Annotated in this window: 22 protein-coding genes; 13 read left to right on the forward strand and 9 right to left on the reverse strand. The window is 66.0% G+C overall.

Translation table 11 applies throughout. From position 1 onward, the window contains the following. The first annotated feature begins 148 nt into the window (after nucleotides 1-148). Nucleotides 149-853 carry a type IV pili methyl-accepting chemotaxis transducer N-terminal domain-containing protein gene (locus C8C95_RS03250; RefSeq protein WP_015015164.1) on the forward strand — a complete coding sequence of 235 codons (705 nt, stop codon included), beginning with the start codon at nucleotides 149-151 and terminating at the stop codon, nucleotides 851-853. 88 nt (nucleotides 854-941) lie between these two features. Here the strand turns inward: C8C95_RS03250 and C8C95_RS03255 are convergent, their stop codons facing one another. Continuing rightward, entirely contained in the window at nucleotides 942-1430 is a 489-nt protein-coding gene (locus tag C8C95_RS03255) for an acyl-CoA thioesterase (protein ID WP_056058237.1), read from the reverse strand. A 118-nt stretch (nucleotides 1431-1548) separates the two neighbouring features. Here C8C95_RS03255 and C8C95_RS03260 point away from each other — a divergent pair, with 118 nt between their 5' ends. Beyond that, nucleotides 1549-2682, forward strand: coding sequence for a sterol desaturase family protein (locus C8C95_RS03260; RefSeq protein ID WP_015015166.1), 1134 nt, complete (start codon nucleotides 1549-1551; stop codon nucleotides 2680-2682). A gap of 27 nt (nucleotides 2683-2709) precedes the next feature. On the opposite strand, the gene C8C95_RS03265 is transcribed toward C8C95_RS03260, so the two are convergent. Continuing rightward, complete coding sequence (locus tag C8C95_RS03265) at nucleotides 2710-3192, reverse strand: DUF4124 domain-containing protein (protein ID WP_116750118.1); 483 nt, start codon at nucleotides 3190-3192, stop codon at nucleotides 2710-2712. Nucleotides 3193-3425: 233 nt separating this feature from the next. Here C8C95_RS03265 and C8C95_RS03270 point away from each other — a divergent pair, with 233 nt between their 5' ends. From C8C95_RS03270 to C8C95_RS03280, 3 genes are all read left to right on the forward strand, one after another. Beyond that, on the forward strand, nucleotides 3426-4610 hold the full coding sequence (locus C8C95_RS03270) for an ABC transporter substrate-binding protein (protein WP_116747629.1): 1185 nt from the start codon (nucleotides 3426-3428) through the stop codon (nucleotides 4608-4610). Between the two features lie 413 nt (nucleotides 4611-5023). Further along, nucleotides 5024-7246 carry a TonB-dependent siderophore receptor gene (locus C8C95_RS03275; protein WP_116747630.1) on the forward strand — a complete coding sequence of 741 codons (2223 nt, stop codon included), beginning with the start codon at nucleotides 5024-5026 and terminating at the stop codon, nucleotides 7244-7246. 131 nt (nucleotides 7247-7377) lie between these two features. Next, the gene (locus C8C95_RS03280) at nucleotides 7378-8625 is read left to right on the forward strand and encodes an NAD(P)/FAD-dependent oxidoreductase (protein ID WP_116747631.1); all 1248 of its coding nucleotides are present in this window, start codon (nucleotides 7378-7380) and stop codon (nucleotides 8623-8625) included. A 115-nt stretch (nucleotides 8626-8740) separates the two neighbouring features. Here the strand turns inward: C8C95_RS03280 and C8C95_RS03285 are convergent, their stop codons facing one another. Next, nucleotides 8741-11992, reverse strand: coding sequence for an EAL domain-containing protein (locus C8C95_RS03285; RefSeq protein WP_116747632.1), 3252 nt, complete (start codon nucleotides 11990-11992; stop codon nucleotides 8741-8743). 309 nt (nucleotides 11993-12301) lie between these two features. On the opposite strand from C8C95_RS03285, the gene rpsU reads away from it, so the two are divergent. Both rpsU and C8C95_RS03295 read left to right on the forward strand, forming a co-directional pair. Continuing rightward, complete coding sequence (gene rpsU, locus C8C95_RS03290) at nucleotides 12302-12514, forward strand: 30S ribosomal protein S21 (RefSeq protein WP_007833691.1); 213 nt, start codon at nucleotides 12302-12304, stop codon at nucleotides 12512-12514. A 221-nt stretch (nucleotides 12515-12735) separates the two neighbouring features. Then, a complete protein-coding gene (locus C8C95_RS03295; RefSeq protein WP_116747633.1) occupies nucleotides 12736-13182 on the forward strand; it encodes a GatB/YqeY domain-containing protein in 447 nt (148 codons plus the stop codon). Between the two features lie 89 nt (nucleotides 13183-13271). On the opposite strand, the gene C8C95_RS03300 is transcribed toward C8C95_RS03295, so the two are convergent. Further along, entirely contained in the window at nucleotides 13272-14216 is a 945-nt protein-coding gene (locus C8C95_RS03300; RefSeq protein WP_207780564.1) for a LysR substrate-binding domain-containing protein, read from the reverse strand. 124 nt (nucleotides 14217-14340) lie between these two features. On the opposite strand from C8C95_RS03300, the gene C8C95_RS03305 reads away from it, so the two are divergent. Beyond that, a complete protein-coding gene (locus tag C8C95_RS03305) occupies nucleotides 14341-15450 on the forward strand; it encodes a tartrate dehydrogenase (protein WP_116747635.1) in 1110 nt (369 codons plus the stop codon). 86 nt (nucleotides 15451-15536) lie between these two features. Here C8C95_RS03305 and C8C95_RS23475 read toward each other — a convergent pair whose 3' ends face one another. After that, nucleotides 15537-15761 (reverse strand): hypothetical protein, encoded by a 225-nt coding sequence (locus tag C8C95_RS23475; RefSeq protein WP_015015175.1) that lies wholly within the window; start codon nucleotides 15759-15761, stop codon nucleotides 15537-15539. A gap of 73 nt (nucleotides 15762-15834) precedes the next feature. Here C8C95_RS23475 and C8C95_RS03310 point away from each other — a divergent pair, with 73 nt between their 5' ends. Next, on the forward strand, nucleotides 15835-16731 hold the full coding sequence (locus tag C8C95_RS03310; protein ID WP_116747636.1) for a LysR family transcriptional regulator: 897 nt from the start codon (nucleotides 15835-15837) through the stop codon (nucleotides 16729-16731). A 22-nt stretch (nucleotides 16732-16753) separates the two neighbouring features. Here C8C95_RS03310 and C8C95_RS03315 read toward each other — a convergent pair whose 3' ends face one another. From C8C95_RS03315 to C8C95_RS03325, 3 genes are all read right to left on the reverse strand, one after another. Continuing rightward, nucleotides 16754-16924, reverse strand: coding sequence for a hypothetical protein (locus tag C8C95_RS03315; RefSeq protein WP_243415618.1), 171 nt, complete (start codon nucleotides 16922-16924; stop codon nucleotides 16754-16756). A 343-nt stretch (nucleotides 16925-17267) separates the two neighbouring features. Then, nucleotides 17268-17693 (reverse strand): VOC family protein, encoded by a 426-nt coding sequence (locus C8C95_RS03320; RefSeq protein ID WP_116747638.1) that lies wholly within the window; start codon nucleotides 17691-17693, stop codon nucleotides 17268-17270. 41 nt (nucleotides 17694-17734) lie between these two features. Further along, the gene (locus C8C95_RS03325; protein ID WP_116747639.1) at nucleotides 17735-18223 is read right to left on the reverse strand and encodes an AraC family transcriptional regulator; all 489 of its coding nucleotides are present in this window, start codon (nucleotides 18221-18223) and stop codon (nucleotides 17735-17737) included. A 237-nt stretch (nucleotides 18224-18460) separates the two neighbouring features. On the opposite strand from C8C95_RS03325, the gene C8C95_RS03330 reads away from it, so the two are divergent. Then, complete coding sequence (locus C8C95_RS03330; RefSeq protein ID WP_116747640.1) at nucleotides 18461-19222, forward strand: NAD(P)H-binding protein; 762 nt, start codon at nucleotides 18461-18463, stop codon at nucleotides 19220-19222. Nucleotides 19223-19337: 115 nt separating this feature from the next. Here C8C95_RS03330 and pmbA read toward each other — a convergent pair whose 3' ends face one another. Then, nucleotides 19338-20780: a metalloprotease PmbA gene (pmbA, locus tag C8C95_RS03335; protein ID WP_116747641.1), complete on the reverse strand. Its 1443-nt coding sequence runs from the start codon at nucleotides 20778-20780 to the stop codon at nucleotides 19338-19340. Nucleotides 20781-20844: 64 nt separating this feature from the next. Here pmbA and yjgA point away from each other — a divergent pair, with 64 nt between their 5' ends. The 3 genes from yjgA (at nucleotide 20845) to C8C95_RS03350 (ending at nucleotide 23227) form a co-directional block, all read left to right on the forward strand. Then, entirely contained in the window at nucleotides 20845-21516 is a 672-nt protein-coding gene (gene yjgA / locus C8C95_RS03340) for a ribosome biogenesis factor YjgA (RefSeq protein WP_056058197.1), read from the forward strand. Continuing rightward, nucleotides 21509-22108 (forward strand): molybdopterin adenylyltransferase, encoded by a 600-nt coding sequence (gene mog / locus C8C95_RS03345; RefSeq protein ID WP_116747642.1) that lies wholly within the window; start codon nucleotides 21509-21511, stop codon nucleotides 22106-22108. Before yjgA ends, mog begins: the two co-directional genes overlap by 8 nt. Nucleotides 22109-22171: 63 nt before the next feature. Next, complete coding sequence (locus tag C8C95_RS03350) at nucleotides 22172-23227, forward strand: hypothetical protein (protein WP_116747643.1); 1056 nt, start codon at nucleotides 22172-22174, stop codon at nucleotides 23225-23227. The last annotated feature ends 7 nt before the right edge of the window (nucleotides 23228-23234 follow it).

The raw sequence follows: 23234 nt of genomic DNA on the forward strand, positions 1-23234 counted from the left end.
GGGCACGCCCACGCGCTGCGCAGCCGCGTGTTTCATCAAGCCTGGCCTCCCGCTCCACAGCACCGCATTGGGTCACGCAGCTGTACGCACATTGGCCCGGGTATTGCTTGAAGACATGCATCTGAATGCAACACGCACAAGGAACACCATGGCAGCCTTCCCCCTCCCTGCACGCACTTCCAGCCTGCCCACGCTGTCGTCTTCCACTCAGGCTCCCTCGCGCGACGCGGGCATGTCACTCGTCAACCTGGCGGCGCGCCAGCGCATGCTGTCTCAGCGCATGGTGCTGCAGACCGTGCTGGCCGCACGCGGCAGCGACCTGCACCTGAAGGCCGCGCGCAGCTCGCTCACCCTGTTCACCGACAGCCAGGCACGGCTGGTGGACACGCCGCGCCACCTGGATGCCACCAGTGCCGAGATCATCCGCAAGGCCTACCACGGCCCCCAGGGCGTGGGCGCCACCATCGACGCGTTTGCGCAGCAGGTCGGCACAGCGCTGGACCTGGCCGAGCGCCAGAGCCCGCGCGTGGAAGACGCACTGGCCCGCCTCGTTGAAACCACCGACGGCGTGCTCGACGCCCTCAACACGGCCACTACGGCGTTCGACCAGGTGAGCAAGGCGCAGTCCGAAACCTTGATGAAAGAGCTGGCGGGCATCGTGGCCTCGATCCAGACCGTGGCGCGCGAGGCCAAGGTGGTCAGCTTCAACGCGCAGGTGATGGCGGCGCGTGCCGGGCAGCACGGGCGCGAGTTTGCAGTGGTGGCCAATGTGTTGTCGGGCATCACCAACGAGATCGATGGCCTGTCACTGCAGGCCGTATCACTGGCCGGTCGCAGCCGCAGCGCGGCCTGAGCGCCACAGCGTGAGAGACAGAGAAAAGGCCCGGGGCGATCTGCCCAGGGCCTTCAAAGGCGTCCATTCAAGGCGCCCACTCAACGGGTTACTGCCCGGCGGTTTCTCGCACTTGCTGAAACCGCTGTGCCAGTTCCTTGCGCAGCGTCTTGCGGATCACCGCAGCGTCCCAGCGGCGGCGTTCGTCGGGGGTCGAAGGCGACAGTGGCGGCACCTGCACGGGCTTGCGCGCCTCGTCCACGGCCACCATGGTGAAGAAGCAGCTGTTGACGTGCCGCACCACCTGCGAACGGATCTCTTCGGCCACCACCTTGATGCCGACTTCCATCGACGAGCTGCCCGTGTAGTTCACGCTGGCCAGAAAGGTCACCAGCTCGCCCACGTGGATGGGCTGCAAGAACATCACCTGGTCCACGCTCAGCGTCACGGTGTAGCAGCCCGAATAGCGGCTGGCGCACGAGTACGCCACCTGGTCCAGCAGCTTGAGGATGGCGCCGCCGTGCACGTTGCCCGAAAAGTTGGCCATGTCGGGCGACATGAGCACGGTCATGCTCAGTTGGTGTGAAGGGATGTTCATGCAGCGATTTTAGAAAGCCATGCGCGCTGCGTCGCGTGCAAGTTGAGCCCCTGGCACTGCGGGTGGCGGCTTCGCTACACTCGCGCAGCACCTGCTGACCGGGTGCGAGGAGGAACCGATGATCGAACTAGAAAAACTCAACGAATTCACCGAAAGCCATGGCGCATTGCGCACCGGCAAGGGACTGGTGTCGGGCGTGATTGCGCTCACGCTGGCCATCCTGTGCTTTCTGGGCGTGCTGGCCTTTCACTTTCCCGAGTACCTCACCACGCCACAGCTGCGCAAAAGCTACGACGTGACGGTGATCCGCAACATCATGCTGGTGGCCATGGCGATTGCGGGCGGCATCTCGCTGGTCAACATTGTGTTCAACCGCGCCCGCTGGCTAGCCACCTTTGCGTTTGCCATCGTGGCGATCACCGCGCTGCTGGGCGGCCACAAGGTGGAGGTGGACCCGAACTTCCCCGATAACACACCCTATATCGGCCTCGACTGGTTCATCCTGGACCTGCTGGGCAGCTCGCTGATCTTCATCTTCATCGAGAAGCTGTTTGCGCTGCGCAAGGACCAGCCCATCTTCCGCGCCGAGTGGCAGACGGACTTTCACCACTTCATCGTCAACCACATGGTGGTGGGCTTTGTGCTGCTGGCCACCAACCTCATCGTGCACAAGTTCTTTGGCTGGGCGGCGAGCGACGGCATTCGCGGCTGGGTGCAGGGGCTGAACTTCTGGGTGGCACTGTTCCTCATCATCCTGGTGGCCGACCTGGTGCAGTACTGGACGCACCGCGCCTACCACGAGGTGCCCCTGCTGTGGCGCCTGCACGCCGTGCACCACAGCGTCAAAAGCATGGACTGGATGGCGGGCTCGCGCCAGCACATCCTGGAGCTGCTGATCACCCGCACGCTGGTGCTGGCCCCCATCTATGTGCTGGGCTTCAGCAAGGAAGTGATCGACGCATACATCGTGGTGGTGGGCTTCCAGGCCGTGTTCAACCACGCCAATGTGAGCGTGCGACTTGGGCCGCTGCGCTACGTGCTGGTCACGCCCAACTTCCACCACTGGCACCACAGCCAGGACCAGGAGGCGCTGGACAAGAACTACGCCGCGCACTTCGCGTTTCTGGACTACCTGTTTGGCACCGCCGTCAAAAGCACCAAGCTCTGGCCCGAGCACTATGGCGTGCTGGGCGACTACGTGCCCAACGGCTTTGTGAAGCAGTTCAAGTTTCCGTTCACCTGGAAGGGGTGAAGAGTTCTCTTTGACAGGGCCGCTGTCTCAGGGCATCGCCGCCAGCTCTCGCTCCAGCACCCGCAGTTGCTCGCGCAGGGCCTCGGTCCGTTCTTCACACGCGGCTTTGGCATCGGCGGCCTTTTCCGCACCCTCCTGCACAAACTGGTTGCCCGACGGCAGGTTGCCGCGCCGCAGCGGCCCTGCCGTGGCCACGGCATTGGGCTGGGCCGTGCATTCACGTTGGTTGCGCTCGATAGCGGAGCGCGCCTGGGGGATGCCCTGGGTCTGCAGGTAATTCTTGCGCTGCCAGGTGGGGCCAAATGCGCCCTCGGCCAAAGGCGCTGCGGGCGGCTGCACCGGGGTGGCGCCACGGGTGGTGGGGCGCACGTCGATCTTCTCGCCCTCGCCCGCACAAGGCGCGTCCTGGAACGACACCTTGCCATTGGCGTCCGTGCACTTGTTGATGGCCCAGGCGGGGGCCAGGCAGCCCAGCGCCAGAGCACAGAGGGCGTAGCGGATCAAAGTCATGGTGTTGTCCTCGGCAGGTCCATGCCACATGCTACCGCGCCGCATGGGGCGGGGCGAATCGCACCGTCTTGCGCGGGTGCCGACAGAGCCGCGTGTGGATAGACACATGTCCCTAAGATGACGCGCCCCCGGTAGAAACCCGGTGCGTGCCGGGCACAGCGCCCTCCTACCATCGCCGCTCTTCGGGGCCTCGCAGCCCTTTGAATCGGTTTTTTTGCTGGAGATGCTGTGTGATGAAGACCCCGAATGCAAATGCGTGGCCCGCCGACCAGGGGCTGCCCGTGGCGCGCCGCCGCAGCCTGGTCCTTGCGCTGGCCGGTAGCGCGGCCCTGGCTGGCCTGCCCGCCCGCGCACAGCCCGCCGGCGGCGGCAAGGGAGACATCCTCATCGGCCGCTCGACTGCACTGTCAGGCGGCATGGCGCCGTTTTTGTCGCCCATCCACGAGGGACAGGAGGCCGCCGTGGAAGACGCCAACGCCAAGGGCGGCATCGGTGGCCGCAAGATCCGGCTGGTGTCGCTGGACGATGGTTTTGACGCCCGCCGTGCGCTGGACAACGCCAAGCAGCTGAGCGAAAAAGACGGCGTGCTGGCACTGTTTGGCGTGGCCGGCACCTCGCAGGTCATGACGCTGCTGCCCTACCTGGCGCAGGCCAAGCTGCCGCTAATCTCCGTGTACACCGGCAGCCCCGCCGTCCGCGCGCAGCAGCACCCCTACCTTTTCACCACCCGCGCCAGCTATGCCGACGAACTGGTGAAGATCGTGCGCAACCTGGTGGCCGTGCAGACCTCGCGCATTGCTGTGGCCTACGAAAACAATGACTTCGGCAAACTGCTGCTGCCCCTGGTCGAAAAGACGGTTGCCGCTGAAGGCGCGACGCTGGCGGGGTCGCATGCGCTGGCCTCGTCGGGTGAAGACGCGAACGAAGCCGCCAAGGCCCTGGCCACCCAAAAGCCGCAGGCCGTGCTGCTGGTGGCGGCAGGCCCGTCGGTAGTGGCCTATGTGCGGGCCAACCGCGCTCACCTGGGCGTGCCCATCTACACCCTGTCGCTGGGTGCAGGCACCGCTGTGCTCAAGGCGCTGGGCGACGATGCGCGTGGCCTGGCGGTGGCGCGTACGGGCCCCTCGCCCACCAAGCCCACCATTGCGCTCACGCGCGACTTTCAGGCCTCCATGAAGCGCTACGACAAGCCCGTGGACTACGACCGCTATACCGGCTACATGGACGCGCGCGTGCTCATTGAAGGCCTGCGCGCTGCGGGGCCTGGCGTCACGCGCGCCAGCCTGGTCACGGCCATGGAGGGCCTGGGCAATCTGGACCTGGGCGGCTTCAGCTACCAGTTCAGCGCGCAGAACCACCACGGGTCCAACTACGTGGACATCGCCGTGGTGGGCTCGGGCGGGGTGTATCGGCAGTAAGAGCCTGTTCAAAGTCTTTTTGGAGTCGCACAAGTACCTTGCCGCGATGGGATGCAAGGCGCGGTGCGCTGCCGATAGCCCGTGCTATCGGCAAGCGCTGCACCGCCATTCGCTGGCTGCTTTGGCGCCAGCGGGTCTACAGGGCATGGCACACCGCGTGGCCGTGCCGCAGTGACCACCACAGCGCCGCGCAAAGGCATCACTCTGGCTACCGGGTGCAGCGGGCTGCGTCCCACCCGGTGCGTTGTGCCGCCAGAACAACAAAAACCCGCACCTTGGATGCCACAGCGGATGCATTTTTGCGAATAATTCCCATTTGTATTTAAAATTTTACAAATCCCAGCCAGCCGTGCGTCCCGTCGGAGGAGCGTTGCCAGCCAGCCTGTCATCGCATTTCCCCCAGGAGCCCTTTCATGCACGCACCCCGCAGACACCTTGTCTGTGCCCTCCACCCTCTGGCGGTGGCCGCCTTCCTTGCAGCCAACCTAGCGGGCACCGCCAGTGCCCAGACCGCCGCCGAGTCACCAGCGCCCGCCGCCGAACCCTCCCTCTCGGGCACAGCCAACACCGACCAGGTCGTGGAGCCCAAGGCGCTGGACAGCGTCACCGTGTCGGGTGCGCGCGAGAGCGCATCCACCCGCCTTCAGCTCACGCCGCGTGAAACGCCGCAGTCCGTCAGCACGGTGACGCGCGCGCAGATCGAGCGCCAGTCGCTCACCAGCATCGACAGCGTGCTGCGCAACGTGAACGGCATTGCCGTGAGCTTCTACGACACGCAGCGCCCGCTGTACTACGCGCGGGGCTTCCAGATCACCGACTTCCAGACCGACGGACTGCCCAGCTACAGCAGCAGCACCAACCAGGAGTTCGACACCGCGCTGTACGAGCGCATCGACATCGTGCGCGGCGCCAACGGCATCCAGACCGGTGTGGGCGTGCCTTCGGCCACCATCAATATGATCCGCAAGCGCCCACAGCGCGAGTTCGCCGCGTCTGTGGCACTCACGGCGGGTTCTTGGAACCTGTACCGGGGCGAGCTGGACATCAACGCACCGCTCAACAGCGACGGCAGCGTGCGCAGCCGCCTGGTCGTGGCCCCGCAGAAGAAAGAGAGCTTCCGCGACCGCTACTCCGAGGACAAGACCGCCCTGCTCGCCGCGGTGGAGGCCGACATCGGCACCGCCACCGTGGTGTCATTGGGCTACCAGCGCCAGTCCAACGACCCCAAGGCGCCGATCTGGGGCACCATCCCGCGCTTTGCGACCACGGGCGAGCCCATCGACCTGCCGATCTCCACCAGCTTCTCGCCATCGTGGACGCGCTGGGAGCGCACCTCGGGCACGCTCTACGCCACGCTGGACCACCAGATCAACGACGACTGGAGCTTGAAGGCCGCGCTGAACCACACCGAGGGCGACACCTTCCGCCTGAGCACCTACGGCTATGGCGCCACCACCAGCCAGGCCCCATTCATCAACCCGGCCACCGGCGCGGGCACCACGCTGTATGCCGCCGTGAGCGGCAGCAGCGAAAAGCAGGACACGGTAGACGCCTACCTGTCGGGCAAGTTCGAGCTGGGCGGCCGCAAGCACGACTTGGTGGTGGGCATGAGCTCCACCCGCACTGCCACGCGCACCGATGGCTACACGTCCGTGGCGGGCTGGAGCTATGTGATCCCCAACATCTACACCTGGGACGGCAACGCGCCTGCGCCCACGTACTCCAAGACTGGCGCATGGCGCACACAGATCACGCAGCAGACGGGCTTGTTCGCCTCGGCACGCTGGCGCGTGGCCGACCCGCTGTCGGTGCTCACCGGCCTGCGCCTGACCGACTGGCACCGCCACTCCGACACCTATGGCACCACCGGCAGCTATGCAGGCCGCTCGGCCATCCAGGACGAGAACCGCAAGGTCACGCCCTTCATCGGCGCGGTGTACGACATCACGCCCACCCTGTCGGCCTACGCCAGCTACGCGCGCATCTTCAACCCGCAGAATTACAAGGACCGTAACAACAATCCGCTGTCGCCAGTCGTCGGCAGCAATGCCGAGGCCGGCCTCAAGGCCGAGCTGTTCGAGCGCCGCATCCAGGCGCACTTTGCGGTGTTCCAGACCAAGCAGGACAACTTCGGCGTGCGCGACAGCGCCATCACCACACCGCTGCCCGACGGCAGCCTGCCCTACGTGGCCGTGAACGGCACGAAGTCCACCGGCTTCGAGCTGGAGTTTGCGGGCATGGCCACCCGGCAGTGGCGCGTGAGTGCTGGCCTGACCCGCGCCAAGGTCACGCGTGCCCCCACCGACCTGATCTACGCCAACATGCCCGACTACCTGCTGCAACTGGGCACGGACTACCAGCTCTCGGGCGCGCTGGCGCCGCTGGCGGTGGGCGGCAACCTGACCTGGCAAAGCACCATCGAGGGCTTCAACATCCCGCACCCCAGCGGCACGGTGACGGTGAAGCAGTCGCCCAAGGCCATCCTCAACCTGCGCGCATCCTGGCAGTTCAACCCCAAGGTGAGCGCGACGGTGGCGGTGAACAACGTGACCAACCAGAAGTACTGGGCCAACCTGGACTACGGCAACTATGCCGATCCCCGCAATCTGAGCGTGACGCTGCGCGCGGCTTTCTGACCGGTCTACCCGCAACACAAGAGGGAGCGAGGGGGCGACCGGGGCTTGCGCCGCAGCGGCATCCGCCGTGCGGCGCAGGCCCCGGACCAGCCGGGGGACAATCACACCTTTGTCCCTTTTGATGCCTTCCCGTGTCCCTCCCATTTTTTGACGCCATCATCATCGGCGCCGGCGCTGCCGGCCTGTTCTGCGCGGGCCAGGCGGGCCAGCGGGGCCTGAAGGTCTTGCTCATCGACCATACCGACAAGGTGGCCGAAAAGATCCGCATCTCGGGCGGCGGGCGCTGCAACTTCACCAACCGCGACCTGGACCCGGCCGCGCCGCACAAACACTTTGTGGGACAGAACCCGCAGTTCTGCCGCTCGGCGCTGTCGCGCTACACGCCCGCCGACTTCATCGCGCTGGTGCAAAAGCACGGCATCCCGTTTCATGAAAAGCACAAGGGCCAGCTGTTTGCCGACCGCTCGGCCGAGGACATCATTGCCATGCTGCTGGCCGAGTGTGAGGCGGGTGGCGTGACCCGCTGGCAGCCCTGTAGCGTCAAAAAAATAGACTTTTTGGCATCAAGCGCTAGTGAATCATGCCCGGGCAGCTATCAAATTGATACCGATCGTGGGCCGGTGTCGGCGGGTGCGCTGGTCATTGCCACCGGCGGCTTGTCCATCCCCAAGATCGGCGCCACCGACTTTGGCTACCGGCTCGCCCAGCAGTTCAACATCCCGCTCGTCGAGCGCAAGCCGGGCCTCGTGCCGCTGACCTTTGACGGCGCGGGCTGGGCGCCGTATGCGCAGCTGACGGGGCTGGCGCTGCCGGTGCAGATCAGCACAGGGGCCAAGAAAACCCGCATGGCGTTTGACGAAGACCTGCTGTTCACCCACCGGGGCCTGTCGGGCCCGGCGGTGCTGCAGATCTCCAGCTACTGGCAGGAGGGCACGCCGCTGGCCATCAATCTGGCGCCCACGGTGGACCTGCCCGCCGCGTTGGCGCAGGGCAAGGCCCGCTCGCGCAAGCTGGTTGCCAACGAGCTGGCCACGCTGGTGCCGAGCCGCCTGGCCGACGCGTGGGCCAGCCGCGAGGCCGACTGGCAGCGCCCCATCAACGAGGCCAGCGACAAGGCCCTGGCGCGCCTGGCGGAGCAGCTGGCACGCTGGGAGCTGACGCCCACAGGCACCGAGGGCTACAAAAAAGCCGAGGTAACGCTGGGCGGCGTGGACACGCGCGCGCTGTCGCAGCAAACCATGGAGTGCAAGACGCAGCCCGGCCTGTACTTCATTGGCGAGGTGGTGGACGTGACAGGCTGGCTGGGCGGCTACAACTTTCAGTGGGCCTGGGCCAGCGCGCATGCCTGTGCGCAGGCGTTGGCAGTGACACCCCCCTGAGGCCCTACGGGCCTTCCCCCTGCTCTCGCTACGCTGCGCGGGCAGGCGGACGACGCCCTCTCTGCGGGGCGGCCCTTGCCCGGCGTCCCGCGCGCGCGCAGCGCCCGTTTGACCGCTACGCTGCCGCTGCCTCTCGCGTCAACAATCCGCAATGCTGTCGGGCCCAGGCCTCCAGCTCCGGCACCGGCAGCGGGCGGCTGAAGTGGTAGCCCTGCAGCTCCTCGCAATCCAGCGCACTCAGCACCTGGGCCGTGGCCAGGTCTTCCACGCCCTCGGCCACGATGCGCAGCCCCAGCGTGTGGCCCAGCGCGATGATGGCGCGGGTGATGGCCATGTCGGCCGGGTTGGCCAGCATGTCGCGCACAAAGGATTTGTCCACCTTGAGGCGGTCGATGTCAAAGCGCTTCAGATAGGCCAGGCTGGAATACCCGGTGCCGAAATCGTCGATGGACAGCTGCACGTCCAGCGCCTTGAGCGCCGCCAGTTGCTGCTCGGCCGCATGGGCGTTGTCCATGAGCTGGGACTCGGTGATCTCCAGCTCCAGCCGGTGCGCGGGCATGCCAGTGCGCAGCAGCAGGGCCTCGATGTCGGTGACCAGCGCGGGGTCGGACATCTGCGCGGCCGAGAGGTTGACCGAGATCGACACCCGGGCCAGCGGGTGTGGCATCAAGGCATCGCCAGGGCCTGCCTCCAGCGCCAGCTGTTGCCAGCGCACCCACTGCTCGCAGGCTTGCTGCAACACCCAGCTGCCAATGGCGCGGATCATGCCGGTCTCCTCGGCGATGGGGATGAACTCGCTGGGCGGTATGGAGCCCAGCACCGGGCTGGTCCAGCGCAGCAGCGCCTCCACGCCCAGCAGCTGGGTGCCCTGGGCGCTCAGGCGGGGCTGGTAGTGCAGGCTCAGCTCGTGGCGCTCCAGCGCGCGGCGAAGTTGCTGCTCCATGGTCTGGCGGGCCACCGCACGCTGGTCGGTCTCCATGGAATAGAACAGCGCCATGTCGCGGCCGGTGGTCTTGGCCTCGTACATGGCGGCGTCGGCGCGGCGCATGAGTTCGTCAATGTCGCTGCCATCCTCGGGGTACACGGCGATGCCCACGCTGCAGGACACATTGAGTTCATGCCCCTCCACCGGGTGGCTCTGGCGGATGAGCGGGATCAGCCGCCGCTCCACCAGCTGCTGCACATCCTCGCGCCCGGCCACGTCGCGCATCACCACCACAAACTCGTCGCCGCCCAGGCGGCTCACGGTGTCGCGGCTGCGCACGGCCTGCGTGAGGCGCGCGGCCACCGAGCGCAGCAGGCCATCGCCAATGTGGTGGCCCAGCGTGTCGTTGATGGCCTTGAAGCGGTCCAGGTCGATGAACAGCACCGCGACCTTTTCACCCGTGATGGGCGCCTGCGCCAGCGCCATCTGCAGGCGCTGCACGCACAGTGATCGGTTGGGCAGCTCGGTGAGCACATCGTGGTGCGCCAGGAACTGGATGCGCTCCTCGTTGAGCTTGCGGTCGGTGATGTCGATGGCAATGCCGATGTGGTTGGCCACCGCACCGCCCTTGCCCTCGCGCACGGCCGACACCATGAGCCAGGCCGGGTAGGTCTCGCCCGAGCGGCGGCGAAACCGCACCTCGCCCTGCCACGACTCCTTGTCGAGCATGGTGCGCTGGATCTGCACCGACAGCGGCTCGGCGCCCGCCTCTTCCAGCAGAAAGCCAAGGTCTTCGCCAATGACCTCGTAGAAGTCGTAGTGCGTGCTGCGGCAGAACGCCTTGTTCACGCTGATGATCTGCTGCTCGGCGTTCATGATGATGATGCCCTCGGACGAGGCCTCGAACACCTTGGCCCAGAGCTCCAGGCGCTGCTCCATCACTTTGAGCACGTTGATGGGCGTGAAGGCCGTGAGCACCGAGTCGCGCCCCTGGAACTGCAGGCGCCGCGCCGACAGCACGGCCCACGAAGGCTCGGGGCTGCCCTTCCAGCGCACTTCAAATTCATCGACCGAGCCCTGGTCCGCCAGGCGCTGGAAGAAGCGCGCGCGCACGCCGGGCTCCAGCCCCACGGCCCAGGGGTCGGTCTTGCGGCCCCCCAGCCAGTGGGCTGCGGGTGCGTTGGAGTGCAGCACCTCGTGCTCGGGAATCGACGTGACCACCATGGGGATGGGGAAGGCCTCCACCAGCTCGCGCTGCGCCTCGGCCGCACGGGCGCTGGCGGCCAGCTCTTGCTGCAGCACGCGGTCGCGGTCGAGCTGGGACAGCATCTCATTGAACGCGGTAACCAGGCGGCCGATCTCGTCGCGGCTGGCCCAGTGCGCGCGCAGCGTGTGGTCGCCGCTCTTGCGCACCTCGTCGGCCACTCGCGCCAGCTGCTGCAGCGGCTTGGCGATCTGGCGCGCGACCAGGGTGACGAGCGAAAGGATGCAGCCCAGCAGCACCAGCGCCGTGCCCAGGTGCAACCACATGCGGGCAAACAGGCTGTCGGCGCGCTGGTTCAGCAAACGCTCCAGGTCCACAATGCCCACCGACCAGGCATCGCGCAGCGCGCCCAGCACCTGCGCCTCCTGCACACCCACTTGCGCCACCGTCAGGCGCGACTCGCCCGACGCAATGCCCTGCAGCAAGGCCTGAAAGCCCTCCTGCGCCGCCTTGAGCGCCTCGCGCTGGCGCACCAGCGCGGCCCGCATCTCAGGCGAGCCTGCAATGAAGGCCTGGTTGTAGTCCGACTCGATGCCCAGCATCACCGCATCCAGCCGCCCCACCAGCGTCAGCAGCTCGGACGACCACTGCGGCCCGCGCCGCGACGGCGCCGCGTTCAAAAAGCTGACGGTGTCATGCACCGCCTGCAGCAGCTCGGGAAACCGCAGCACCACCAGCGACATCACGTAGTAGCTGTCCAGGTCCGGGTCCAGGATCAGGTTGGACTGGTTGCCCACCGTGGTGAGCAGCTCACGCCCCTCGCGCAGCAGCTGGCTGCGCAGCCGGGTGAGCGTCTGCGGATCAGCAGCTGGAGCGCCCCCTTGGGGCTGGCCCGTCAGCTGCTGCAGCGCCACGCCAAACCGCTGCCCCACATCGGCCGTGTGCAGTTGTTCGTCGTGGGCTGCCCGCACGGCGTCCAGGCGGGTCAGCACATCGGCCACCAGCGGAGGCTGCTGCGAAGCATCCAGGAACTGCCCCATCAGCCCATCGCGCACCACGGCCGCATAGGTCGTGCCCACCACCTCCTTGCGCGTGAAATCAATCGCCAGGTACTTTTCGTGGATCAGGATGCTGGAGACGTAGATCACCGCCGTCAGGTCCAGCAGATAGATGAGCATGAGCTTGCGGCCCACACTGAGCCGGCCCAGCCAACCCGATACGCGGTGCATGAATGCCATGGTGTCTGCGGCGGGGCCGCCCGGGCGGATGGCCAGGGCTCTCCACCGGTGAATAGGAGTGTTACAACATGAAGCAACTTCCGCGCCATTGCGGTGCGGCCCGGCTGTGAGAAGCCCACTGGACGCCCTGTTCGGGGACAGACCGGCAATCCTTGCGCTCTGGGCGTGGATAAAGGCTATAATCTCCGGCTTTGCTGGCAATGCCCCGTCGGCCAAATACTAGTTACAGACGGGGAAACCGCTTTGTACGGACTTGAGGCCCGATCTCCCCAAGCCCCTCTGCAGGCACCATTTGGAAAACATTAGCTAATGACTACGATCCGCGTAAAAGAAAACGAACCCTTTGACGTTGCACTGCGCCGCTTCAAGCGCACCATTGAAAAGCTCGGCCTGCTGACCGACCTGCGTGCCCGTGAGTTCTACGAAAAGCCCACCGCCGAGCGCAAGCGCAAGAAGGCTGCTGCCGTGAAGCGTCACTACAAGCGCGTTCGCAGCATGCAACTGCCCAAGAAGCTGTACTAAGTACCGCTTTGGCCCCGTCCTGATACGGAGTGCCGACAAACCCGCGCTAGGGACGCCAAGCGCGGGTTTTTGTTTTTTCGGGTTTGCAAAAAGCCCCTCTGGCGTCGTTGTAGCGCCTTGCCGTAGCGAGACTACTGTCCGCGGCACTACGCCTAGCCAGAGGGGCTTTTTGCAAACCCTAAGTCCCTGCCTGACCAACACAAAGACAAAGGAAAAGCCTCATGAGCCTCAAGGACCAGATCACCGAAGACATGAAAACCGCCATGCGCGCCAAGGACAGTGAGCGCCTGGGCACCATCCGCCTGCTGCAGGCCGCGATGAAGCAAAAGGAAGTGGACGAGCGCATCGTGCTGGACGACGCGGCTGTGGTCGCCATCGTGGACAAGCTGATCAAGCAGCGCAAGGACTCGATCACCGCGTTTGAAGACGCAGGCCGCCAGGACCTGGCCGACAAGGAAAAGGCCGAGATGGCTGTGCTGCAGGCCTACCTGCCTGAGCGCATGTCGGCCGAGGAAACGCTGGCCGCTGTGAAGGCCATCGTGGCCGAAGTGGGTGCCTCGGGCCCCGGCGACATGGGCAAGGTGATGGGCGTGGTCAAGACCCGGCTGGCGGGCAAGGCTGACATGGGCCAGGTGTCGGCTGCGGTGAAGGCCGCGCTGGCGGGCTGATCGCCCCTGCGGTCGAGCCGGTGGCACGACCGGTATCTTTTTGATAGCTGCCAGCGCTTGCAAGATGGGCGCTAGCAGCTATTTTTGCTTCAAACCGGGGCGTTTACACCCGCTCCAGTCTCTGCGCCCCGCGCCGCCCACCCGGCGCGAAAATGCGCCTGCAGAAACTCCACGCACACCCGCACCTTGGCCGAGCGCTCCAGCCGCGTGGGGTAGACGGCCCACACATTGGCCTCCTGCTGCCACTGCGGCAGCACCTGCACCAGGCGCCCGGTCTGCAGGTGCGCGCCCACATCCCACAACGAGCGCAGCACCACGCCACGTCCGTCCACCGCCCACTGCACGGCCATCTCGCCGTTGTTGGCCGACAGCGGGCCGCGCACCTTCACCGACTCTTCCTGCGCACCGCTGCGCAGGCGCCACACACCAAATGGATGGTCACGCTCCTTGATCACCAGGCAGTCGTGCGCGGCCAGATCGGCCACCGTGCGCGGCGAGCCCTTGCGCTGCAGGTAGGCAGGCGCTGCACACAACACGCGGTGGTTGTCGGCCAGGCGGCGGGCGATCAGGTGCGGCGCAATTTCGTCGCCCACGCGCACGTCCAGGTCAAACCCTTCGCCCGCCACATCCACCAGCCGGTCGAACACTTCCAGACGCACCTGCAGCCCCGGGTGCTGCTCCACCAACCGCGACAGCGCAGGCGCCACGATCTGGCGGCCGAAGCCAAAGCTGCTGCTCACCCGCAACAGCCCGCGCGGCTCGCTGCGCGTCACCGCTACCTCCTGCATCAGCTGCTCCATGTCGTCCAGGATGCGCTGCGCCCAGTGGAAGACGCGCTCGCCCTCCTCCGTCACCGCCACGCGGCGGGTGGTGCGGTGCAGCAGCTTGACCTGCAGGTCCTGCTCCAGCAGGCGGATGCGCTTGCTCACGTAGGCGGGCGACGTGCCCAGCTCGGTGGCGGCGCCGCCAAAGCTGGCCTTGCGCACCACGGCCGTGAACACGCGCAGGTCTTCCGCTGCAGGATTTTTATGCACGATGTGTGAAGGATAAGGCCACAGTTGGCGGATTGTAGTTATCGGAAGCGCTGTGAACAATGCAGGCCATGCCGCTGGCTGCACCCTGCAGCCGCACCCTCGAAGCCATTGCAAGGACCGCTTGATGACCCCCTCCACTGCCCCCAAAACCTACCGCATCGCCCTCATCGCCGGAGACGGCATTGGCAAGGAAGTGCTGCCAGAAGGCCTGCGCGTGGTGCAAGCCGCCGCAGCGCGTTTTGGCATTGCGCTCGAAACCACTGCCATCAACTGGGCCAGCTGCGACTACTACGCCGCCCACGGAAAAATGATGCCCGACGACTGGAAGGCGCAGCTGTCGGGCATGGACGCGATCTACTTCGGTGCCGTGGGCTGGCCCGCCACCGTGCCGGACCACGTGTCGCTATGGGGTTCGCTGCTCAAGTTCCGCCGCGAGTTCGACCAGTACATCAACCTGCGCCCCGTGCGCCTGTTCGAAGGTGTACCCTGCCCCTTGGCGGGCCGCAAGCCCGGCGACATCGACTACTGCGTGGTGCGCGAGAACACTGAGGGGGAGTACACGTCACTGGGCGGCATCATGTACGAGGGCACCGACCGCGAGATCGTGATCCAGGAATCCGTCTACTCCCGCCACGGCGCCAACCGCCTTTTGAAGTTCTCCTTCGACCTGGCCCAAAGCCGCTCCAAAAAGCACGTCACCCTGGCCACCAAAAGCAACGGCATCGCCATCAGCATGCCCTGGTGGGACCAGCGCGCGGACGACGTGGCCAAGGGCTATCCCGAGGTCACGCTGGACAAGCAGCACGTCGACATCCTTACCGCCCGCTTTGTGCTGCAGCCCGGCCGATTCGACGTGGTGGCTGCCACCAACCTGTTTGGCGACATCCTGAGCGACCTGGGCCCCGCCACCACCGGCACCATTGGCCTGGCCCCCTCGGCCAACCTGAACCCCGAGCGCCACTTCCCCAGCCTGTTCGAGCCCGTGCACGGCTCAGCGCCCGACATCTACGGCAAAAACATCGCCAACCCGATAGCGATGATCTGGTCGGGTGCGCTGATGCTGGACTTCCTCACCCACGGCCAGGGCGCAGGTCGGCAGGCGCACGATGCGATCGTGAGTGCCGTCGAAGAGACGATCAAGAGCGGGCCACGCACGCCCGATCTGGGCGGCACGGCCAGCACGACGCAGGTGGGTGAGGCCATCGCGGCGAGAGTGAGTGCACAGACCGAATGACGCCTGGCGGCCAGTCGCTCCTGAATTGATAGCTTTCAGCGCATGAATTACCTGCGCCACACACACATTTCATTCAAAAATGGCTCTCACCCTCCCCCTGGAGGCACCTTGAACTGCTCGGTGACGCGCTGCTCGGCACGCGCCGCAGCAGCCGCCAAACGGTCTCTGGCGTTGCGCGCGCCCGCCATGGCTCCCTGCAGGGCGCGCAGAACAAAGACCACGGCAACCGATCGCGCGGGTCGCTGGCGGCCCACCAGGTGGGGATTGGAAACGGCTCTGGCAGCGGTGGTGGAGGAATGCGGGTGTTTCATGGCCCCGCAATGCTCTCGCCGGGCTTACCATCTGTAAAGTTGAATTCAATGACGATTCACTTCACAAATCCTGATGCGTAACCTGAACCTCGACCAGCTGCAGACCCTGATCGCCATCGCCGACCTGGGCACCTTTGCGGCCGCCGCGCAGGCGCTGCACTTGGCGCCGCCCACCGTGAGCATGCACATCAAGGAACTGGAGTCGCGCCTGGGCGCCGAGCTGGTGGTGCGCGGGCGGCGGCAGGCTGACCTCACCCCCGCAGGCGAGGTGCTGGTGCGCGAAGGCCGCCAGTTGCTGCTGGCCAGCGATGACCTGGTGGAGCGCGTTCGGCGCCATGCCTCTGGCCGCGAAGGCATGGTGCGAGTGGGCGTGTCGGCGGGCGTCAGCACCCGGCTGCTGCCGCGCATGCTGGAGGCGCTGGCAGCGCGCAGCCCCGGTGTGGAAATCCGCCTGGAGGCCGTGGGCTCGGCCGAGTCGATGCAGCGCCTCAAGGCGGGCACGCTGGACATTGCCATCGTCGCCAGCCCCCAGCCCCCGCTGGCCGAAGTCAAGCAAACACCCTGGCGCAACGACCCCATGGTGGCCCTGCTGCCCGCCGCGTGGGAGGCACCCGACCGTATCGGCCCCGACTGGCTGGCCAGCCGCCGCTGGGCATCCTTTGCGCCCGCCACGCAGATGCACGGGCTGATCGCCAACTGGTTTGGCCAAGCGGGGCATCACCCGCGCCCGTTTCTGGCGCTGAGCTACCCCGGCGCACTCAAAAGCCTGGCCGTAGCCAGCCAGTGCGCCGCCTTGCTGCCGATGGAAGAGGTGGAAGACCTGCAGGGCACGCCCGGCGTGCAGATCCGCCCCCTGCAGCCGCCGCTGATGCGCCCCATGGCCGTTGCGCACCGGCACCAGCCGCCGCCCTCCCCGGCGGTGGAGGGCGTGCTGGAGTTGCTGGCGGAATTTGCGGGCCTCGCAGAGTGATGGCGGGGCACAACACCCGACGTCACGCGGGCGGCAAGCCCTGGGCAGGCCGGGCAGAAGACCCGGCAGCAAGCCGCTGCAGGTAGGGCTGCACGAACAGGTACAGGCCCGTCAACAACAGCAGCGCCAGCGGCGGCAGGGGCGCATAGGTCACCCAGTCCGGCGGGTTGCCTGCCCCCTGAGCACGGACCACAAAATTGGCGATGACGGCCAGGGCGTGTCACCCTCCAATTCCCCCACGCGAAAGCCATCCAGGCCGTGCAGTGCTAGGCGCCCTGAGTGCCGTGTAGCCCCGCTACACAAGCGAAGGACAACGACGCAATGCGCGGCCTGGATGGCTTTCCCTTCGGGCTGGCTGCGCAATGCGGCGTCTGCTTTGTCAGGTGGCTTGCCAATAGCCAGCTATTGGCTGCGCCCCCCTTCGCGCATCCATCCGCATTGCGCGGCCAGCGCGCGGGGGAATTGAAGGGTGGCACGCCCTGGCGTGAACGCCATCGACACCCAGCGATGGAACCGCCGAATTCCCGCACCGGCGCTCATTGCACACCTCCAGCGGCGAGCTGGATCATCTTCCAGCCGTTGCCTGCCGGGTCCCGAAAGCCCGCGTCCACATTGCCGTACCGGTCCACGGGCTCCTGTGTGAACTCCACGCCCAGGTCGCGCAGCCGGGCATACGCGCCGCGGCAGTCCGCCACATGCAACACCAGCGGCGGCATGGCGCCCTTGGCCACCATGGCGCGCAGGGCTTGCGCCGTGGCCTCGTCGTGAATGGGTGGACCGGGCCTGAACAACCCCAACTGAAAGCCCGGCTGGTCGGGGTGCTGCACCGTCAGCCAGCGGTAGGGGCCATTGCGCACATCCGTGTGCACCTGAAACCCGAGCTTGCCCACATAGAACGCGAGCGCTTCGTCCTGGTCGTCCACATACACACCCACCACGCCAATGCCTAGGTTCTTCGTCATCAGATCTCCTTGGTTGTTGATGACGGGTTTGTACCTGCGGGCTAGCGGCGGCGCTTCTCCGAAACTGCGGTGGTGAGGTCAGGGCGTTGTGCGGCTTTCAATACGCAGGCCGGCACCTTGTCCAGTGGCTCCAAGCGGGCCTGGGCCTGAAGGCGCACCGCACTGGGGCTCTGCCCCGTGATGTCGCGAAAGGTGCGGCCGAAGGTGCCCAGGCTCTCCCAGCCGGTGGCAAACGCAATCTCGGTGATGGGCAAGTCCGTGTCGCGCAGCAGCGTGGTGGCCTGTTCGATGCGGCGGGTCAGCAGGTAGCGGTGGGGCGGGATGCCAAACGCCTGCCGGAAGGATCGTGCGAAATGCGCGTCGGAGACGCCGCTGACCTCGGCCAGCCGCTGCACCGGCCAGGCTTCGTGCGACGCAGCGTCCATGTGGTCCTTGGCGCGCAGCAGGCGGCGCAACAGGGCCGGGTCTTGCGGCGCAATGGGGTCAGCGGTATGGCCGTTGGCTGGGGGCTTCGGGGGCACGACAGGCATGGTGGGCACAGCATATCGCCTGTCCGTCGGCGTTCCTGCACCACCTGTACGGCGGCAGGCAAGACCCGGGAGAACCCGCAGGCAAAGACAAGCACTGTGAACAAAGTCACCGTCTTCGCGATGGGCCTCACCCGCCGTTAGCGCTGCTGAGACGATGGCATGGAATCATCGCGGCATCGCCCGTCGATGACTACCCGGCCATCGGCAGACCTTTCCTCAATCCTCTCGCGAATCATCATGAAGCGTCTTCTCATCCTGGGAGCCACGGGCTCCCTCGGCCGCCACGTACTGCAGCAAGCCATTGCGGCAGGCCACCAGGTGTCAGTGCTAGTGCGCAACCCTGCCCGGTTGCCCCAGGACCTGCGATCACGCATCACGGTGCACCAGGTGGACCTGGGGTCCGTGGCAATCAGCGCCTTGGCAGACATCATCCGGGGCCACGAGGCGTTGATCAACTGTGCGGGGCTCGTCACCGAAGGTCGCGCGTTTGTCGACCTCGTGGACCGCATTGTTTCCAGCGTGGAGTCCCTGGCCCCCGCAGAGCGGCCAACCTGCTGGTTTCTAGGGGGCGCTGCGGTGCTCGACATCGGCCAGACAGGCCGCCGGGGTGTTGAACTGCCCAAGGTGCGCGACACCTATTGGCCGCACAAGAAGAACTTTGAGCGCCTGAACACCTCGTCCCTCGATTGGCGCCTGCTGTGCCCGGGACCGATGGTCGACCAACCCGCGCTGGGGATCGCCCGGCTGCGCATCGCCGCGGACCAGCTGCCGGTCTCCGTGCCAGCCTTTGCGGGCAGGCTACCCAGCCCATTGATGCTGCTGCTGTTCGCGTCGAAGGTGCCGCAGATGATCGTTCCCTATGCCGACGCAGCTTCTCTGATGCTGGCCCATCTTGAGCCCCGGGATGCGATGTCCCGGCACCGCGTCGGGCTCGCGCTGCCCGTGGGCATGCGCGGGAAGAAAGACACCTGGGCGGCCAAACCCCGCAGTGCCACCTGACGAAACCCTCCATGAAAAAAGGCCCTCGCAGTCACGAAGGCCTGGGGCGGGAGAATTGCAGAAAACCCGCATCACAACAGCCACTGGCGGTATCCGCCTGCTGCGGGCACGAAGATCAGCTGCCCGCCACCTTCATGCGGTTGACCAGGATCGAACCCACCGTCTTGGCACCATAGTTGTAGGCATCGGCACCCACGGCCTCGATGCCCTTGAGCATGTCCTTGAGGTTGCCTGCAATGGTGATCTCGTGCACGGGGTAGGCGATCTTGCCGTTCTCGACCCAGAAGCCGCTCGCGCCGCGCGAATAGTCGCCGGTCACGTAGTTCACGCCCTGGCCCATCAGCTCCACCACAAACAGGCCCGTGCCCAGCTTTTGCAGCATGGCGTCCAGGTTGTCGCTGGCTTGCGTGAGGCGCGATGTCATCACCAGGTTGTGCGAGCCTCCGGCGTTGCCCGTGGTCTTCATGCCCAGCTTGCGGGCCGAGTAGCTCGACAGGAAGTAGCCCTGCACGCGACCACCCTGCACCACCTTGCGCGGCGCCACGCGCACGCCTTCTTCGTCAAACGGCGAGCTGCCCTTGCCCCCCAGGATGAAGGGGTCTTCCAGGATGTCGATGTGCTTGGGAAAGACCATCTTGCCCAGCGAGTCGAGCAGGAAGCTGCTCTTGCGGTACAGCGAGCCGCCACTGATGGCCTGCACAAAACCGCCCAGCAGGCCAGCGGCCAGGGTCGACTCAAAAAGCACGGGGCATTGCGTGGTAGGGATCTTGCGGCTGCCCAGGCGGCTCAGCGCACGCTGCGCGGCGTAGCGGCCCACGGCCTCGGGCGAGGCCAGGTCGGCTGCGTTGCGCATCGAGCTGTACCAGGCGTCGCGCTGCATTTCGGCGTTCTTGCCGGGCAACGAGGCGATGGGGGCCACCGAGAAACTGTGGCGCGAGCTGGCATAGCCACCGCGAAAGCCGCGTGTGTGAGCGCTGAAGAAATGGCTTTGCTGGGCCGACACGCCAGCACCTTCGCTGTTGGTGATGCGGCGATGCGTCTTGAAAGCCGCGGCCTCGCAGGCCTTGGCCATCTCTGCGGCTTCTTCGCTGGTGATGGCCCAGGGGTGGAAGAGTTGCAGGTCGCGGTGCGTCTCCTGGGGCGCGATATCGTCGGCGTCGGGCAGGCCAGCCACAGGGTCCTCGGCCGTGAAACGGGCGATGTCATAGGCCGCTTGCACGGTCTGCTCGATGGCCTTGGTAGAAAAGTCCGACGTGCTGGCGTTGCCTCGGCGGTGGCCGATGTAGACCGTCACGCCCAGAGACTTGTCACGGTTACGCTCCACGTTCTCCAGCTCACCCTTGCGCACGCTGACCGACAGGCCACAGCCCTCGGACGCCTCGGCGCCCGCGTCGGTCGCACCGAGCTTTTTGGCATGGGCCAGGGCGCGGTCCACCAGGTCTTCAAAAAACGGGCGGCTGTAGCTGAAGCCGCTGTCAGGGGTGCGGGAGGTGGCAGCTGCGGGCACAGCAGCCAGCGCGCCGGGGGTGCGCGGGGCGCGGTTGGAGGGTTTGTTCATAGCGGCAGCTATGATACTTGCCACTGCGGCGCACCCTGCGCCCGCCTCTCTTTGCCCCCACCCCATGTCACGCAAACCCAAAAAAGGCTACTTTGTGCGAGGCCAGTTTGTTGCCGAAGGCAGCGAACTGGACATTCAGCTCAAGGCCGAACTCAAAGGCACGCCCGATGCCAGCCGCACCGATCTCAAGCGCGAGAGCGACGAACTGCAGGACCTGGGCAAGGAGCTTTTGAACCTGCGCGCCGACCTGTTCGACGCCGTGGGCCTGCCCGACAAACTGGTGGAGGCGCTGGCCGAGGCCAAGCGCATCACCAACTTTGAAGGCAAGCGCCGCCAGATGCAGTATGTGGGCAAGCTCATGCGCAAGCTCGAACCAGAGCTGGTACAAGCCGCCCGCCAGGCGCTGGAAGAACAGCACAAAGGCTCTGCCACCGAAAAGCTGCAGCTGCATCTGGCCGAGCAATGGCGCGACCGCCTGATTGCCGACGACGACACGCTGGCCGCGTGGATGGCCGAGCACCCCGACACCGACACCCAGCAGCTGCGCGCGCTGATCCGCCAGGCCCGCAAAGATGCGCAGCCTGCGGGCAAGGAGGCCAACGTCCAGGTCTCGCAAGGCCTGGCGCCCCGCAAGGGCCGGGCATACCGCGAGCTGTTCCAACTGGTGCGCGAGCACTTGGGCGGCACCGGCACGGCAGATGCCAGCGACACCGACGAGGACAACGACGATGAGTGAAGCCGTCCACGACGCCGTCAAGATCGGCATCGTCTCCATCAGCGACCGCGCCAGCAGCGGCGTCTATGAAGACAAGGGCCTGCCTGCCTTGCAGGACTGGCTGACGCGCGCGCTGTATAACCCCATCACCTTCGAGTCGCGTCTGATCCCCGACGAGCAGGCCGGCATCAGCGCCACGCTGATCGAACTGGTGAACGCCGGTTGCGCGTTGGTGCTGACCACCGGCGGCACCGGCCCCGCGCTGCGCGACGTGACGCCCGAGGCCACGCTGGCCGTGGCGCACAAGGAGATGCCAGGCTTTGGCGAGCAGATGCGCCAGATCAGCCTGAAGTTTGTGCCTACCGCCATCCTCTCGCGCCAGGTCGCTGTGATCCGAGACCAGAGCCTGATCATTAATCTGCCTGGTCAGCCGAAGGCGATTGCCGAGACGCTGGAGGGGCTGAAGGACGCCAACGGCCAGCAGATCGTGCCGGGCATCTTTGCCGCCGTGCCTTACTGTGTGGACCTGATCGGCGGGCCGTACCTGGAAACGCGGGATGAGGTCTGCCAGGCGTTCCGGCCCAAAAACGCTGTCCGGCCCAAGACCGCCTGAACCGCCTGCGGGCCAGCGCTGGCCCACGGGCGAAAGCTCCCCCCATCGCCCATCACGCAGACGATGAAGTACCTTGCCTTCGCCCTCCCCCATCTGCTGATAGTCGCCCTGGCCTTGTGGATGTATGTGCGCATACGCGCCATGAAACAGCGCCAGGATGCTTTGGTGAAGGACCTCAAGGGCCGGCACTACTGGCGCATCAACCTGGCCCGCCCCGCATTTTTTGGACGCTGGATGCGGCTTATGGCTTTCGAAGCCAAGGGCGTGCTGATCGACGATGGAGAAGCATTCCGCATCCGGGGGCATTGGGCCAAGACGGGCAAGGCTTTCGAGTCGTTGGTGCCCAAATCGGGGCTGAAGGTCGAGTGGCTGGGCAACCAATCCATCAAGACGGGCAACATCCACTGGGCTCGGCTGGACACCCCCAAAGGCCAGGTGCTGTTCACCGCCGATACCGGCTGGAGCGCCGGACCGTCGCGCGAGGCCTTGTGCGACATCTTCCGCTCGGCGTTTCCCGACTATCCGCTGGACGAAGAGAACACACACGATTTCGCACTGGAGAAGAACCCTCGCAGCCTGGGCGCGACGGTCTTGTTCCTGGGCCTGATGCTGTTTGCGCTGCTCGACAGCTTTGTGTTCTCCGGCTACGAGCTGACGGATGCGCAGCTCTTCAGCATCCTGCGCTCGCCCCTGACCTGGCTGGTGGCGTCGGTGGGCATCGCAACGTTGGCGGCACTGTGCTACCGGTTCTTCGCTGCAGGGCGCATCCCCTCGCGCGAATCGATGGCGCTGGCCCTGATGCTGGGCGCCGTATCGGCCGGGGCCGCCCTGCCCGTGCTCAAGCGGGTAGACCAAATGCTGGCAGGCTCGGTGTCAGAAGACCACGCATACCGCCTGTCGGGCACTTATCGGCTGGAGCCCATCGACACCACGCAGGGCCTGCCGCCACTGAAGTTTCCGCGCATGCGGGACTATTGGGAGCAATGGCCCGATGGCAGCGAACACCGCATTCCGCTGATGCACGGACCGCTGGGGCTGTGGCAACTGGACCACGCAAAGTTTGATCCGCCCATCGTGGCTTTCTACGAAAAGAAGAGCAGCAAGCCTGGCAAGCACTGAGCCCGCA

The organism is Acidovorax sp. 99, assembly GCF_003096455.1.
In the GTDB taxonomy this organism is placed as follows: domain Bacteria; phylum Pseudomonadota; class Gammaproteobacteria; order Burkholderiales; family Burkholderiaceae_C; genus Acidovorax; species Acidovorax delafieldii.